The sequence below is a fragment of the Staphylococcus sp. IVB6181 genome (assembly GCF_025561445.1).
Taxonomy (GTDB): Bacteria; Bacillota; Bacilli; order Staphylococcales; family Staphylococcaceae; genus Staphylococcus; species Staphylococcus simulans_B.
Genome location: NZ_CP095096.1, coordinates 974,514 through 988,792, shown reverse-complemented (window position 1 = coordinate 988,792; position 14,279 = coordinate 974,514). Strand labels below are relative to the sequence as shown.

17 protein-coding genes are annotated in these 14,279 nt (G+C 38.5%); all 17 read right to left on the bottom strand.

Annotated elements, in window-relative coordinates; translation table 11 throughout:
* Positions 1 to 6 precede the first annotated feature (6 nt).
* A complete protein-coding gene (gene atpA / locus MUA90_RS04580) occupies positions 7 to 1,518 on the bottom strand; it encodes a F0F1 ATP synthase subunit alpha (RefSeq protein ID WP_262588518.1) in 1,512 nt (503 codons plus the stop codon).
* Positions 1,519 to 1,541: 23 nt separating this feature from the next.
* Positions 1,542 to 2,081 carry a F0F1 ATP synthase subunit delta gene (locus MUA90_RS04575; RefSeq protein WP_114602944.1) on the bottom strand — a complete coding sequence of 180 codons (540 nt, stop codon included), beginning with the start codon at positions 2,079 to 2,081 and terminating at the stop codon, positions 1,542 to 1,544.
* Complete coding sequence (locus MUA90_RS04570; protein WP_262588517.1) at positions 2,081 to 2,605, bottom strand: F0F1 ATP synthase subunit B; 525 nt, start codon at positions 2,603 to 2,605, stop codon at positions 2,081 to 2,083. Before MUA90_RS04570 ends, MUA90_RS04575 begins: the two co-directional genes overlap by 1 nt.
* Positions 2,606 to 2,720: 115 nt before the next feature.
* Positions 2,721 to 2,933 (bottom strand): F0F1 ATP synthase subunit C, encoded by a 213-nt coding sequence (atpE, locus tag MUA90_RS04565; RefSeq protein ID WP_105994330.1) that lies wholly within the window; start codon positions 2,931 to 2,933, stop codon positions 2,721 to 2,723.
* Between the two features lie 47 nt (positions 2,934 to 2,980).
* A complete protein-coding gene (gene atpB / locus MUA90_RS04560) occupies positions 2,981 to 3,706 on the bottom strand; it encodes a F0F1 ATP synthase subunit A (RefSeq protein ID WP_262588516.1) in 726 nt (241 codons plus the stop codon).
* Between the two features lie 33 nt (positions 3,707 to 3,739).
* Entirely contained in the window at positions 3,740 to 4,090 is a 351-nt protein-coding gene (locus MUA90_RS04555) for an ATP synthase subunit I (RefSeq protein WP_105994332.1), read from the bottom strand.
* A 160-nt stretch (positions 4,091 to 4,250) separates the two neighbouring features.
* A complete protein-coding gene (gene wecB, locus MUA90_RS04550; RefSeq protein ID WP_262588515.1) occupies positions 4,251 to 5,402 on the bottom strand; it encodes a non-hydrolyzing UDP-N-acetylglucosamine 2-epimerase in 1,152 nt (383 codons plus the stop codon).
* 166 nt (positions 5,403 to 5,568) lie between these two features.
* Complete coding sequence (upp, locus tag MUA90_RS04545; RefSeq protein WP_105994334.1) at positions 5,569 to 6,198, bottom strand: uracil phosphoribosyltransferase; 630 nt, start codon at positions 6,196 to 6,198, stop codon at positions 5,569 to 5,571.
* Positions 6,199 to 6,221: 23 nt separating this feature from the next.
* A complete protein-coding gene (gene glyA / locus MUA90_RS04540; protein WP_105994335.1) occupies positions 6,222 to 7,460 on the bottom strand; it encodes a serine hydroxymethyltransferase in 1,239 nt (412 codons plus the stop codon).
* A gap of 25 nt (positions 7,461 to 7,485) precedes the next feature.
* Positions 7,486 to 8,013: a TIGR01440 family protein gene (locus MUA90_RS04535; RefSeq protein ID WP_114602942.1), complete on the bottom strand. Its 528-nt coding sequence runs from the start codon at positions 8,011 to 8,013 to the stop codon at positions 7,486 to 7,488.
* Between the two features lie 127 nt (positions 8,014 to 8,140).
* Entirely contained in the window at positions 8,141 to 8,575 is a 435-nt protein-coding gene (locus MUA90_RS04530; protein WP_262588514.1) for a low molecular weight protein arginine phosphatase, read from the bottom strand.
* Positions 8,572 to 9,615: an L-threonylcarbamoyladenylate synthase gene (locus MUA90_RS04525; protein WP_262588513.1), complete on the bottom strand. Its 1,044-nt coding sequence runs from the start codon at positions 9,613 to 9,615 to the stop codon at positions 8,572 to 8,574. The genes MUA90_RS04530 and MUA90_RS04525 overlap by 4 nt, the downstream gene beginning before the upstream one ends.
* Before the next feature lie 111 nt (positions 9,616 to 9,726).
* On the bottom strand, positions 9,727 to 10,566 hold the full coding sequence (gene prmC, locus MUA90_RS04520) for a peptide chain release factor N(5)-glutamine methyltransferase (protein WP_262588512.1): 840 nt from the start codon (positions 10,564 to 10,566) through the stop codon (positions 9,727 to 9,729).
* Positions 10,556 to 11,632, bottom strand: coding sequence for a peptide chain release factor 1 (prfA, locus tag MUA90_RS04515; RefSeq protein ID WP_262588511.1), 1,077 nt, complete (start codon positions 11,630 to 11,632; stop codon positions 10,556 to 10,558). Before prfA ends, prmC begins: the two co-directional genes overlap by 11 nt.
* Positions 11,632 to 12,231, bottom strand: a complete 600-nt coding sequence (locus MUA90_RS04510; protein WP_262588510.1) for a thymidine kinase — start codon at positions 12,229 to 12,231, stop codon at positions 11,632 to 11,634. The genes prfA and MUA90_RS04510 overlap by 1 nt, the downstream gene beginning before the upstream one ends.
* Positions 12,232 to 12,423: 192 nt before the next feature.
* Entirely contained in the window at positions 12,424 to 12,687 is a 264-nt protein-coding gene (locus tag MUA90_RS04505) for a type B 50S ribosomal protein L31 (protein ID WP_105994342.1), read from the bottom strand.
* A gap of 132 nt (positions 12,688 to 12,819) precedes the next feature.
* A complete protein-coding gene (gene rho, locus MUA90_RS04500; protein ID WP_232168048.1) occupies positions 12,820 to 14,136 on the bottom strand; it encodes a transcription termination factor Rho in 1,317 nt (438 codons plus the stop codon).
* Between the last annotated feature and the right edge of the window lie 143 nt (positions 14,137 to 14,279).

The window sequence follows — 14,279 nt, the reverse complement described above, 5'->3', positions numbered from 1 at the left end:
TTCATCTTAGTCTTCAGAAATACTGAAACTGCGTTTGAAGTTTTCAATTGCTTGGTTCATTTTTTCTTTGTCAGGTAAAGTACCTTTATTTTTGATTTCATATAATAATTCAGGTGCATTGTTTTTAGTCCATCCGATAATTTCTGATTCGAAACGTTGTACGTCTTGAACAGGAACATCATCTAAGAAACCGTTAACTAATGCATAGATGATTAATACTTCGTTTTCTACAGGCAATGGTTCGCCTTGACCTTGTTTAAGTACTTCAACTGTACGTTTACCACGCTCTAATTTTCTCGCTGTGAATTCGTCTAAGTCTGAACCGAATTGCGCGAATGATTCTAATTCACGGTATGAAGCTAAGTCTAAACGTAATGTACCTGCAACTTTTTTCATTGCTTTGATTTGTGCTGAACCACCTACACGAGATACTGAGAATCCGGCGTTGATCGCTGGACGTACCCCTGAGAAGAACAAGTCTGATTCTAAGAAGATTTGTCCGTCAGTGATTGAGATTACGTTTGTTGGAACATAAGCAGAAATGTCCCCTGCTTGAGTTTCGATAATAGGCAATGCTGTGATAGAACCGCCGCCTAATTCATCATTCAATTTAGCAGCACGTTCTAATAATCTACTATGTAGATAGAACACGTCACCTGGGTATGCTTCACGACCTGGCGGTCTGCGTAATAATAATGAAAGTTCACGGTAAGCTGCTGCTTGTTTAGTTAAATCATCATATACGATTAAAACTTGTTTGCCGTTGAACATGAATTCTTCACCCATTGATACACCTGCATATGGTGCAATGTATAACAATGGAGCTGGGTCAGCAGCACCTGCAGTTACGATGATTGTGTAATCTAACGCACCGTGCTGTCTTAATTTCTCAACAGTCGCACGTACTGTTGATTCTTTTTGACCAATTGCTACATAGATACAAATCATATCTTGATCTTTTTGGTTCAAGATTGTATCGATTGCAATTGTAGTTTTACCAGTTTGACGGTCACCAATGATTAACTCACGTTGACCACGACCGATCGGTACTAATGCGTCAATCGCTTTGATACCAGTTTGTAATGGTTCGTCAACTGATTGTCTTGCCATAACGCCCGTTGCTTTTTCTTCAACTGGACGTGTTTTAGATGTTTCAATCGGACCTTGTCCATCTAACGGTTGACCTAATGGGTTAACAACACGACCGATTAATTCGTCGCCTACAGGTACTTCCATGATACGTCCTGTACGTTTAACTTCGTCTCCCTCTTTAATGTCAGTGTATGGTCCTAAAATTACGATACCAACGTTTGATTCTTCTAGGTTTTGAGCTAGTCCAAGCACACCATTATGGAATTCTACTAACTCACCAGCCATAACGTCGTTTAATCCGTGAACTAATGCAATACCGTCACCAATCTGAATTACTGTACCAACATCAGTAACAGACATCTCTGACTCATAATTTTCAATTTGTGAGCGAAGTAATGCACTAATCTCTTCAGCTTTTATGGCCATCTATGTCACTCCTCTATAATTAATTATTTCGTTCTAGTAAATCTTCTTTCTAAGTTAACGAGATCATTTTGAATACTGCCGTCATAAACTTTTGTTCCTACTTTTGTTCTTACTCCGCCGATTAATGATGGGTTAAGCACATTTGTAAGAATGACTTTGCTGAGACCTGTACGTTGAATTAAAGACTCCCCTACTTGATCAAGCTCTTCTTGAGTAAGCTCATGTACAGATTCTACAGTTGCAAAATCTTGATTGTAATGTTTGTTATACAATCCTTGGAATTCAACAAATACTTCGTCTACAATCGCTAAGTTGCGATTTTCAGCTAATACATATAAAGCATTTTTCAAGTATTCATTTACACCTTGGAAAGTTGCATCGACAAAGTCTTTACGATTCTTTGCAATATTCTTTGGATCTTCATCGAAAGATTTTAATTTCTCTTTATAAGGAATTACTGCTTCATTAATAACAGCAAATTCATCGTACATTAAATCTAAAACATCTTTATCGAGTGACGTTTCATACAGTGCTTGGGCATATTTTTTAGCAACATTTGCCATTATTTATCCCCTACCTCTTTAATGTACTTGTCGATCAAGTCTTTTTGATCTTTTTCTGAAATATCTTTTTGTAAAATTTTAGACGCAATCAGAACTGACAACTTAGATACTTCATCGTTGATTTCAGAGATTGCACGTTCTTTTTGGCTGTTGATTTCACTTTGAGCAGTTTCAATCATGCCGTTAGCACGAACGTTTGCTTCATGAATGATTTGTTCATGTTGGTCGCGTGCTTGAACTTTTGCTTCTTCTAAGATTTTTTGAACCTCATCTTGAGTTTCTCTTAGTGTTTGTCTATTTCGTTCTTCTAGTTTTTGAGCATTAATTTTAGCTTGTTCTGCATCATCGATATCTTTGTTGATATCTTGTTCACGTTTATCCATTACAGCTTTCAATGGACCCCACGCGAATTTTTTTAGCAATGCTAAAAGGATTACGAAAGTAATAAATGTTACTAATGCTGAACCCCATTCAACACCGCCGCCTGCAGCACCTAAAACTAATGTGTTTGTAGTCGCAGTCACAGTACTTGGACACTCCTTTCATTCAAAGTCCTCTATTGGCATTTAGTGTTAATTCATTACGAAAGAAATGGCGAATGTCGATAATCTGACTTCGCCGCTTGCCTCAATGTTTCTATTACATGAATAAAACGATGAATGAAATTACAAGACCAAGGATCGGTAATGCCTCAACTAAACCGATACCGATGAACATGATTGACATTAATTGTCCGCGTGCTTCTGGTTGACGTGCTACACCTTCAACTGTTCTAGATACAATAAGACCGTTACCAATACCTGCACCAAGTGCTGATAAACCAATTGCGATTGCCGCTGCGATTAAATTCATATTAAAAAATCCTCCTAATGTGTTTATAAAATTTTAATTTAGAAATACTAGTGATCGTCCGCAACTTTGTGGGACATGTATACCATGGTTAACATGATAAAGATATACGCTTGGATTGTACCGATGAAAACTGAGAAACCTTGCCAAGCAATCAAACCTGGCACACCGATGATCCAACCCCATGCTAAATTACCTACTATCAATGATGATAATAAGCCGATTAAGATTTCACCTGCGTAAATGTTACCATAAAGACGCAAGCCGAGCGTTAATGTAGAAGTGAATTCTTCAAATACATTAACAGGTGTCAAAGCCAAGAATGGTTTTGTATAACCTTTAAAGTATGCTTTTGCTCCACGCATCTTAACACCGTAATAATGTGTCAACAGAATCATCAAAGTAGATAATGTCAACGTAACGGTCGCATCTGCTGTCGGCGATTTCCACCATAATTTATGGTCTATCACGATAGCAAACGGAAGGCCTAGCATATTACCGATAAAGATAAACAATATCAAAGTAACAGCAAGGAAATGGAACTGTCCGCCCTTCGACCAAGCGAGGTTGCTTTCAATAATACCTCTGACAAAGTCAAAAACCCATTCAATGAAGTTTTGTTTGCCGGTTGGACGTTTATGCAAATTGCGTGTACACCAAACAGCAAGGACAAAGACAAGGATTGCGGTAATAATAACCATTAAGACAGTTGCCCAGTTAAATGTGAGGTCTAAGCCAAACAAATCCAAAGTAGACTTTGGGCTTTCGTGTTGCATATAATACTCACCTCTTTCACTCATTGATTTGTATTACATTTTGTGAAGAAATGGTCGGAAAATGATTAAAAAATATGAAATCATTAAACCAATCATTACACCAAATATATTCACTTGGTTTTTAAAGAAAAGCCAGATGCAACAAGCTGCTAAAGCGACTAAAAAGCGCCATATGCCCCCTGTTGATATCTGAGACGTTTCTTCTTTCTGCGCCTTAGATAAATATAATTCAAAGATGTATGTATTGATTAAGGAACCAAATGAACCAATGATAAGACCAATAATGAAAGGCTTGGGTATTAAAAATGCAATAATAACCAAGGCTGACAACCAATAAATGTAATATTGAAGAAATTTCTTAAAGATAAAGTTGAACTGTTTCATTTATTGTGCCTCATTTCACATGGAGATACGAATCATTTGTAAACCATTTCATCCATACAGTTTTAATCATAATATAGCAACGGAACACGTGTCAATTACATTCAAAATATGCAATTCTTATGAACTACAATTGTCACATTTCCGACACATTTTTAACATTTTATTCATAATTATCTTTATTTTCATTAACATCTAACGGTTTTTCACTAGTTAGACTAAAATAATACTTAATATTGTCACAAATACGCTGAGAGGCTTTTCCATCACCATAAGGGTTGGCTGTTTCACTCATTTGCTTATAAATTGCTTGATCTGTTAACAATTGTTCCGCTTCACGATACACATCCGCTTCATTTGTACCTGCCAGCTTCAATGTCCCTGCTGCGACACCTTCAGGACGCTCTGTCGTATCTCTCAAAACAAGCACCGGCTTGCCTAACGATGGTGCTTCTTCTTGAATACCGCCTGAATCCGTCAATATCAAATAAGATTGATGTGCGAAGTTATGGAAATCTACTACATCTAACGGTTCAATCAATTCAATACGATCATGATGACTCAAGTAGCGTTGTGCAATTGCTCTGACTTTAGGGTTCTTGTGCATAGGATAAACTGCTACAACATCCTCATGTGCCTCTACCAGCTTGCGTACTGCAGAAAAGATATGTTCCATCGGTTTGCCTAGATTCTCTCTGCGATGTGCAGTCAACAGCAATACACGCTTGCCTTTATGTCGCTCCATGACTTCTGAATGATAGTTATCTTGAATTGTCGTCGCCATTGCATCAATCGCAGTATTGCCTGTCACCGCAATTTTAGATGCATCAGTGTTTTCATTTAACAAATTCATTTTAGCTTGTGCTGTCGGCGCAAAATGCAAATCAGCTAATTTGCTGATCATTTGGCGATTCATTTCTTCAGGATAAGGTGAATACTTATTCCAAGTTCTCAGCCCTGCTTCAACATGACCGATAGCAACTTGATTGTAAAATGCAGCTAAACTGCTCGCAAACGCTGTCATCGTGTCACCATGTACCAAAATCATATCCGGCTGCTCTTGTTGAATGACTGCTTCTAACCCTTTCAGCACTTTTGTTGTGATATCTGACAGCGTTTGACCCGACTTCATAATGTTCAAATCATAATCAGGCTGAATGTTAAACGTATCCAGTACAGAATCCAGCATTTCTCTATGTTGTGCTGTGACAACAACAATAGGCACTAACTCTTCTTCTTTTTTTAATTGATTGACCAATGGTGCCATTTTTATAGCTTCAGGTCGTGTGCCGAAGATTGTCATAATTTTTTTCAAATCATTTCCTCCTATACAGAGAAAGAGTATGCAAATCAATATTTAACAGATTTAAACACGTTGTGTATTCATGCTAAATAATTTGCATACTCTTTTGTTTATTCATCTATATATCATATCAAAACATTATGCGTATCTTATAGATAGCATTTTACATTCAGACAACTTATTTTGTTCCGAATAAGCGGTCTCCAGCATCACCTAAACCTGGGATGATATATGCTTTATCATTTAGCTTTTCATCTAGTGCAGCAATGTAGATATCTACATCAGGGTGTGCTTCTTGTAATTTTTCAACACCTTCATTTGCCGCAATCAAACACATGAAACGAATGTGTTTGGCACCGCGCTTTTTCAATGAGTTGATAGCTTCAATTGCTGAAGCACCTGTCGCTAACATCGGATCTACGACAATGATTTGTCTTTCTTCAATATCTTGCGGTAATTTCACAAAATATTCTACTGCTTCCAAAGTTTTCGGGTCACGGTATAAGCCGACGTGGCCTACACGTGCTGCTGGAATTAAGCTTAAGACACCTTGCGTCATTCCTAAACCAGCTCTAAGAATCGGAATAAATGCTAATTTTTTACCAGATAATCTTTTTGCTGTTGTTTTAGTGACAGGTGTTTCAATTTCAACATCTTGAAGTTCTAAATCTCTTGTAACTTCATAAGCCATTAACATACCGACTTCGTCTACAAGTTCTCTGAACTCTTTCGTTCCTGTATGAACGTCGCGGATATAGCTTAATTTGTGTTGAATTAACGGATGATCAAATACATGTACTTTTCCCATAAAGGAATAGCCTCCTAGTTCTCTTATTTATATAATGGGTGTTTTGAAGTCAACGCTTGCACACGTTCTGCAGCTTCTTTTAATTTTGCTTCATCTTTAATGTTTTGAACAACTAGGCTGATAATTTTTGCTACCTCTTCAAAATCTTTTTCATCGAATCCGCGTGTAGTCGCCGCTGGTGTACCTAAACGTAAACCGCTTGTAACGAAAGGTTTTTCTTGGTCGAAAGGAATTGTGTTTTTGTTGCAAGTAATTCCTACTTCATCTAAAGCTTCTTCTGCTTCTTTACCAGTAATACCAAATGAACCTTTGACATCTACAGCAACCAAGTGGTTTTCTGTTCCGCCGGAAACAACTCTGAAGCCTTCTTTAACAAGTGTTTCAGCAAGTACTTTTGCATTTTTAACAACTTGTTGCTGATAAACTTTGAACTCAGGCTGCAAAGCTTCGCCGAATGCTACTGCTTTAGCAGCAATAACATGCTCTAAAGGTCCGCCTTGGATACCTGGGAAGATTGTTTTATCAATTTGTTTCGCATATTCTTTTTTAGTAAGAATCATACCGCCGCGAGGGCCTCTTAAAGTTTTATGCGTAGTTGTCGTTACAAAATCAGCATAGTCTACCGGGTTTTGGTGTAAACCTGCAGCAACTAAACCAGCGATGTGTGCCATGTCTACCATTAATTTAGCACCGACTTCGTCAGCAATTTCTTTGAATTTCTTGAAGTCGATTTCTCTTGGGTATGCTGATGCGCCTGCAACGATTAATTTAGGTTTGTTTTCTTTTGCAAGTCGACGTACTTCTTCATAATCAATACGTTCAGTTTCTTTATCTACTCCATACTCAACAAAGTTATAAAATTGGCCGCTGAAGTTGACTTTAGCACCGTGTGTCAAGTGGCCGCCATGGCTTAAGTTCATACCTAATACAGTGTCGCCGTAATCAAGCGCAACTAAATAAACAGCCATGTTAGCTTGTGAGCCTGAATGCGGTTGTACGTTTACGTGTTCTGCACCGAATAATTCTTTGGCACGTTCGATTGCTAAAGTTTCAGTAACATCCACAAATTGGCAGCCGCCATAGTAACGGCGTCCTGGATAACCTTCAGCATACTTGTTAGTCAATACTGAACCTTGTGCTTCCATTACTGCTTCAGACACAAAGTTTTCTGATGCGATTAATTCAATGTTGTTATTCTGACGATTGTATTCGTTTTGAATAGCTTCAAATACTGCTTTGTCTTCCTTTTCGATAAATGACATGACATCATTCCCCCAATTCATTTAGTTATAAAGTATAGTGAGCACGTTCGCCGCCAATTAACTTAGGTCTGGAAGTCGCAATTGTCACTACCGCATCGCCGACTGTTTTCACAGAAGTGCGCACAGGCACTGCAACATGTTTGATATGCATGCCGATCATAGTTTGACCAATATCAATACCGCAGTTTGCTGTGATATGCTCAACAACCATAGGATTGTCGAGGTGGCGATAAGCGTACGTTGACATACTGCCTCCAGCATGCGTTGCAGGTACTACAGTTACTTCTTCCATTGTAAGTGGATTGAAATGTTCACGTTCGATAGTAATTGCTCTGTTGATGTGTTCGCAACCTTGGAATGCAAAGATGACACCCGTTTCTTTACGGACCTCCATCAACGCATCAAACAATTCTTGTGCAACATCCATAGAACCGACCGAGCCGATACGTTCGCCGATAACCTCAGATGTCGAGCAGCCGATCACGCAAATTTCTCCTGGTTTAAAGAAATTTTGTTCTTTCAATTCATTCAGCAACAACTTCAAGTTTTCCATTTAATTCCACCCCTTTTTAAAATGATGACAAGCCAAGACAAACAAGAACACCGCTTGTCTGCTTCGCTTATGTAAGCAAACCATGCTATATAATAGCTATTATAACGCATTTAAAGCTTAACTTATACTAATTATCCATATCTTTTTCCAATCGCGTTTTGACCTCATTCAGCAAGTAATTCAATTCATTGTAAATCTGCTCATACTGTGCATGCGTACCGCCGTAAGGATCTGAAACTTCACCGTTTTGTCCTGCATACTCATAAAGTGTATACACCGGCAAATCTTTCTCAAACATCATGGCCAATTGCTGCTTATGACCTTCTGTCATCGTTAAGATTAAATCAGCATCGGTATCTTGTTCGCTGAACTGGCAAGATACAGTCGGCGCATCTAAACTTTTTTCATGCAATATCTCAGCAGTATGTACAGCTGCGGGCTGTCCATCCATTGCAAATAAGCCTCTTGAATAAAATTCATAGTCCGACATTAATGATTTGGCAATGCTTTCTGCCATCGGGCTCCTGCATGTATTGCCTGTACAAACAAATATTATTTTCACAATTGATCCGCTCCTATTTGTTGATTGCCTGTTGCTTTTTCGAGTCTGTTCAAGAAAGCAATACTGTCATCGGTTGTTTCATAACGATAAATATAACCTTGATGAATCGAATCAACCGTATCAAGTTCATGCAATATTTGATATAAATTATGATTTGCGGCCTTTAAATCATAGATATCAGAAGATAATTCACGATAAATCGCGTTCTTTGGAATATACTGCTTCAATGTCGCAGGTACCGCAAATAAAGTGTGCTGCCAATCCTGGTCGCTTGAAATCTCATGATTTAATTTCGTCAGCATCGCTACAGGTGTTTCTGGTGAATAGTGTTTGTATTTCATTCCAGGTGCAATCGGTTTATCTGTATCTAAATGCGCTGTTGTATCAACTGAACCCGGCAAGACATTTTCAATCATATCTGCTGTAATCGCACCCGGACGTGCAATTCTGAACGGATATTGCGTGCAATCCAACACGGTGCTTTCTAAACCTTCTTCACTTTGATCACCGTTTACTATTCCTTCTACCCGTTCATTCAAATCTCTAAAGACATGAGCAAAGGTTGTAGGCGATGGACGGCCGCTGATATTCGCACTCGGCGCAGCAATCGGTAAATTTGTATATTCTAAAATAGCTCGGCCGATAGGATGACTCGGCATTCTGACTGCGATAGACTGCAATCCGCCAGAAACACGTTCGCATAAATAGCCTGGTTCCAGCGGTAAAATAAATGAAATCGGTCCCGGCCAAAATGTGTCCATTAACTGTTTTACTTCTTTTGAACGCGGCGCTGTAAACGCATCTAATTGACTTTGGTCGTGAATATGCACAATCAGAGGATTATCAGAAGGACGTCCTTTTGCTTCGTATATTTTACGCACTGCTTCATTATCCAGCGCATTCGCACCTAACCCGTATACCGTTTCTGTCGGCAAAGCAACTAAGCCGCCTGCATGATAGATGGCGCTGATTTCTTCTAACGCTTCCTGACCTTGTTTAGTTCCTAATTGATGACGCAAATCCCAAGTTTTTGTCTTCATCTCTCTGCACGTCCTTTCAAAAATAATTGTAAAACAAAATAAGAAGTTATGCGAGAACAGGGTGTTATACAATCTCCCCTCTTCTCCCATAACTTCTCATCAATACGCTGTTCAGCGTTTCCATATAAATGAAATAATTCTGTCGTTTTGATTAATATCTTGAATCACATCTACCTCAATTGACGGATAGATAGATTGAATCAGTGCCTTCAGTACTTCCCCTTGATTATAACCGATTTCAAAAACGACTACAGCATTGTCATTCAAAACTTGCGGCAGCTTTTCAATAATTGCTCGATAAATGGCTAAGCCATGCTCTTTTGCAAACAAAGCTTGGTGCGGTTCATAATCCACTACAGTTTCAGCCATATCTATAGATTCTGCTTGATCAATATACGGCGGGTTTGAAATTAAACCGTCTAAACGTATATTTTGTTCTATTAAAGGAGACAAGTCGCTCCCTTGCAAGAATGTAATATCTGTCTGATGCATTGCTGCATTGGCACGCGCAATCTCTAACGGTCCTTCAAACAAATCCGTCGCATAGACTGTCAAATCAGGTTTCAAAAGTTTCAGCATCACCGCAATAATACCACTGCCTGTACCAATATCAGCGACACTATCACTATTGGATAATTGATTCATAAAATGCAGTAGGACTTCTTCGGTTTCAGGTCTAGGAATCAAGCAGCGCGCATCTACTTTGAAGCGTTCGCCGTAAAAGCTTTGGAACCCGGTAATATATTGAATCGGCTCCCCAGTTAACATACGTTCTGCCGCTGCTTGATAGGCTGCACGATGTGCTTTTGTCATAGTGTCATTCATCTTCAAGACATAATCCGCAAGCGACCAGTCAAGCAAATCTAACAGCAGCCACTCTGCTCTTTTAGATTCAAAGCCGCGTGCAACTGCTTGTTTCGCAGCTGCTTGTACAGCTTCCTTATAACTCAACGTTATTCAATTCTTTCAATTTCTCAGTTTGCTCTGACATTGTTAAAGCATCCACAATTTCATCTAATTTGCCTTCGATGATTTGATCCAATTTTTGGATTGTTAAACCGATACGGTGGTCGGTTACACGGTTTTGCGGATAGTTGTACGTACGAATACGCTCTGAACGGTCACCCGTACCTACAGCTGATTTTCTTTCTGATGCATATTTTTCTTGTTCTTCTTGCAATTTCATATCATAAACACGTGCTTTTAAGACTTTTAAGGCTTTTTCACGGTTTTGAATTTGTGATTTTTCAGATGATGTCGCAACGATACCTGTCGGCAAGTGCGTAATACGTACCGCTGAGTCAGTTGTGTTGACGTGCTGACCGCCTGAACCGCTTGAACGGTATGTTTCTATCTTCAAATCTTCATTTCTGATTTCTACTTCAACATCTTCTGCTTCTGGAAGAACTGCCACTGTAGCAGTAGAAGTATGAATACGGCCGCCTGATTCAGTTTCAGGGACACGTTGTACACGGTGCGCACCATTTTCATATTTTAATTTAGAATAAGCACCTTGACCATTAATCATAAAGCTGATTTCTTTAAATCCGCCATGATCACTGTCATTCATTTCTAATACTTCTGTTTTATAACCTAAAGATTCACTGTAACGTGAATACATACGGTATAAATCCCCAGCAAAGATTGCTGCTTCATCTCCGCCTGCAGCCGCACGGATTTCAACCACAACGTTTTTGTCGTCGTTAGGATCTTTAGGAATTAATAAGAATTTCAATTCTTCTTCAAGGTCAGGCAATGTCGCCTTTAATTCGCTGATATCCGATTTCAGCATTTCCACTTCTTCTTTATCAGATGTTTCATGCAACATCTCTTGCATTTCACCGATATCTTCTTTGTTTTGTTTATATTCGCGATAAACATCTACAGTCTTTTGCAAATCTGACTGTTCTTTAGAATATTCACGCAGTTTATCTGAATCACTGACAACATCCGGGTCGCTCAGTAATTCATTTAATTGCTCATAACGTTCTTCTACGATATCCAATTGATCAAACATTATAATTCCTCCTTCTCAGATTCACTAGGTGCAACGATATGATGTGCGCGGCATCTAGGTTCATAACTTTCATCTGCCCCTACCATAATAATCGGGTCATCTTCTTTAGCAGGTCTGCCATTGATTAAACGCTGTGTTCTGCTTGCAGGTGCACCGCAAACTGCACATACTGCTTGCAGCTTAGTAACCAACTCACTGACAGCCATCAACTGCGGCATCGGTTTAAAAGGTTTCCCTCTGAAGTCCATGTCCAGTCCTGCCACAATGACACGGTGGCCTTGTTCTGCCAAATCTTGTGCAATTTCTACAACCGAATCCTCAAAAAATTGCACTTCATCTATACCAATCACATCGACTTCAGTCAAATCTTGTTCTAAAATTTCTTCAGCCTTTTTAATAGTGATTGCTTCTATTGCATTGCCGTTATGCGATACCACTTTTTCTTTGTGGTAACGATCATCTATTGCAGGTTTAAATACTATGACTTTCTGTTTTGCATACATGCCGCGTTTTAATCTGCGGATTAATTCTTCAGATTTACCGCTGAACATGCTGCCGGTAATACATTCAATCCAGCCGGAATGATAAGTTTCATACATTATGCTTTTCCTTCCTTTTCAAAACAAAATCATCTCATTATATCATATTTTTTATTAGGACAACGGGCAAAACATGAGAAAATTTTAATGGAATGCAATCTCTTTTTGTATCTCCATACATCATTATACTTTGCTTTGAAAACCAAATAAAAAAACTCTCGCCAAATTGCGAGAGTCTCATTTAAATCGAAATTATTCGTTATTGTTTGATGATTTAAGACCGAATTTCTTGTTGAATCTTTCAACACGGCCATCCGCAGCTGCGAATTTTTGACGACCAGTGTAGAATGGATGTGAGTCAGATGAAATATCTAAACGGATAACTGGATATTCGTTGCCATCTTCCCATTCCATTGTTTCTGATGATGATTTAGTTGAACCACTTAAGAATTTGTAGTTAGTTGTTGTATCTAAGAAAATTACTTTGTGGTATTCAGGATGGATTCCTTGTCTCATAATTATTTTCAGCTCCTTTGCCCTGAACCATCTGGAACAGAGTTATTTGTGAGTTTTTACCCAATACTTAGTAATTATAATTGTTACCAGAATAAAATGCAACCCATTCTGGAAGACAAATATAATTTATTATTAAATGATAGGTTTGCCTGTACGTTTGCTTTCTATTGCAGCTTCTTGTAATTGATGGAAGAATTCTTCATTATTTTTAGAACGTTTCAACTTGCGGATAAAGCGTTCAGTGAAGTCTGTTGAATCAGTAAACATATTACGCAATTGCCATAAACTGTCTAAATCTTTCTTATCAACCAGCAGTTCTTCTTTACGTGTTGAACTTCTGCCGATATCAATTGCTGGGAAGACACGTCTTTCAGCTAATTTACGATCTAAATGCAATTCCATGTTTCCTGTTCCTTTAAACTCTTCATAAATCATATCGTCCATTCTGGAACCTGTATCAATTAAAGCTGTTGCTAAAATCGTTAAACTGCCGCCTGCTTCAATGTTTCGCGCAGCACCGAAGAAGTGCTTAGGTTTGTGTAATGATGCAGGGTCTAAACCACCTGATAAAGTACGTCCGCTCGGCGGAATTACTAAGTTGTAAGCACGTGCCAAACGTGTAATCGAATCCATTAAAATGATGACATCTTCACCGATTTCAACTAATCTTTTCGCACGTTCTAACAACAATTCAGCTACTTTAACATGATGTTCCGGCGGTTCATCAAATGTTGAATGCACGACTTCAGCCGCTTCGCTTGATCGTTCAATATCTGTTACCTCTTCAGGTCGTTCTCCGACAAGCAGAATAAAGAGTTTCGCTTCAGGTTTATTGACTGTAACCGCATTAGCGATTTCTTTCAGCAATGACGTTTTACCTGCTTTAGGCGGTGCGACAATCAAACCACGCTGACCTAAACCAATAGGTGCAACTAAGTCCATGATTCTTGTCGAATAATTGTTAGATTTTGTTTCCAATTTAATACGCTCATCCGGATATAACGGTGTAAGTGCTTGGAAATGCGGGCGTTTTTTAACCTCTTCTGCATTATGATCATTGACAAAATCGACTTGCAGCAAGCCGTAATATTTTTCATTATCTTTAGGCTTTCTGACTTTCCCTGTCACCTTATCCCCTCGTTTGATTTCAAAACGGCGGATTTGACTTGCAGAAATATAAATATCTTTTTCGCCTTTAGAGTAGTTGACAGTTCTTAAAAAGCCGTAACCATCTGGTTGGATATCATCTAAGATACCTTCCATATAGTAATTGCCGTCTTTTTCCATTTGTGCTTCCATAATGGCTAATACTAATTCTTTTTTATTCAATTTACTATAGTTAGTTAGTTTAAGAGATTTTGCTTTTTGAGTTAGCGCTTTAGTAGTATTGTTCTTATAGAGTTCGTGGAAAGACTCGTATTGGGGAGATGTACGTTCTCTTTCAGGCATGTTTTACACTCATTTCATTTTAGTTTACGTATTTACTTATTATAAAGTATTTTTCATAAGATAACCATAGCAAATTTTAAACCTTATCGCAAAACAATGATTGATACTCTGCTTAAAATTGTACGTTATCCTCTCCTTAAAAA